The sequence below is a fragment of the Gemella haemolysans genome (genome assembly GCF_901873445.1).
GTDB lineage: Bacteria > Bacillota > Bacilli > Staphylococcales > Gemellaceae > Gemella > Gemella haemolysans_C.
Map to the genome: position 1 here is coordinate 1 of NZ_CABFLN010000071.1, position 1,796 is coordinate 1,796.

General features: G+C 48.7%; 1 rRNA gene. It reads right to left on the reverse strand.

Annotation, left to right across the window (positions count from 1 at the left end):
• Positions 1-1,796: ribosomal RNA gene (locus JX287_RS08165) — 23S ribosomal RNA — on the reverse strand; the annotation flags it as partial.

A 1,796-nucleotide genomic window follows, 5' to 3' on the forward strand; every position in this document is an offset into this window, starting at 1 on the left:
GACAAGGAATTTCGCTACCTTAGGACCGTTATAGTTACGGCCGCCGTTTACTGGGGCTTCAATTCATACCTTCGCTTTCGCTAAGCACTCCTCTTAACCTTCCAGCACCGGGCAGGCGTCAGCCCCTATACTTCACCTTTCGGTTTTGCAGAGACCTGTGTTTTTGTTAAACAGTCGCTTGGGCCTATTCACTGCGGCCTACTCTCGTAGGCACCCCTTCTCCCGAAGTTACGGGGTCATTTTGCCGAGTTCCTTAACGATGGTTCTCTCGCTCACCTTAGAATTCTCTTCCCAACTACCTGTGTCGGTTTGCGGTACGGGCACCTCTTATCTCGATAGCGGCTTTTCTTGAGAGTTTGGCTTCATTGACTTCGCTACTTTATTTCGCTCCCCATCACACTTCAGTCTTATCAAGCAGCGGATTTGCCTACTACTCAACCTTTGTGCTTAGACGTCCTATTCCATCAGGACGATCAATTAGCCTCCTCTGTCCCCACTTCTCTCAATCGATATTTGGTGGTACAGGAATTTCTACCTGTTGTCCATCGGCTTCACCATTCGGCTTCACCTTAGGTCCCGACTTACCCAGAGCGGACGAGCCTTCCTCTGGAAACCTTAGTCTTTCGGTGGATAGGATTCTCACCTATCTTTCGCTACTCACACCGGCATTCTCACTTCTAACCTCTCCACCTCGCCTTACAGCTCGGCTTCTACGATGTTAGAACGCTCTCCTACCATATAACATTAGTTATATCCGCAGCTTCGGTTGTATGTTTAGCCCCGGTACATTTTCGGCGCGATGTCACTCGACCAGTGAGCTATTACGCACTCTTTAAATGGTGGCTGCTTCTAAGCCAACATCCTGGTTGTCTGTGCATCATCACATCCTTTTCCACTTAACATACAATTTGGGACCTTAGCTGGCGGTCTGGGCTGTTTCCCTTTCGACTACGAACCTTATCACCCGCAGTCTGACTCCCGTTGATATTTATCTGGCATTCGGAGTTTGTCTGAATTCGGTAACCCGGGATGGGCCCCTAGTCCAAACAGTGCTCTACCTCCAGTAAACTCACAACGAGGCTAGCCCTAAAGCTATTTCGGAGAGAACCAGCTATTTCCAAGTTCGATTGGAATTTCTCCGCTACCCACAGCTCATCCAAACACTTTTCAACGTGTCCTGGTTCGGTCCTCCATTCAGTGTTACCTAAACTTCAACCTGGCCATGGGTAGATCACTTGGTTTCGGGTCTACTCCATCATACTATTTCGCCCTATTAAGACTCGCTTTCGCTTCGGCTCCATGTCTTCCACTTAACCTCGCATGATAAAGTAACTCGCCGGTTCATTCTACAAAAGGCACGCCATCACCCTCAAGGGGCTCTGACTACTTGTAAGCACACGGTTTCAGGTTCTCTTTCACTCCCCTCCCGGGGTTCTTTTCACCTTTCCCTCACGGTACTGGTTCACTATCGGTCACTAGGTAGTATTTAGCCTTACCAGATGGTCCTGGTAGATTCCGACGGAATTCCTCGTGTTCCGCCGTACTCAGGTGCTCTCTCTCGCCAACTTAGCATTTCGTATACAGGACTTTTACCTTCTACGGTCTAACTTTCCAGCTAGTTCTACTATACTTCGTCATACTCTTTGTTGAGAGTCCTACAACCCCAATATGCAAGCACATTGGTTTGGGCTCTTTCCTTTTCGCTCGCCGCTACTTAGGAAATCGATTTTTCTTTCTCTTCCTACAGGTACTTAGATGTTTCAGTTCCCTGCGTTACCTCGCTTTCGCGTACCGCC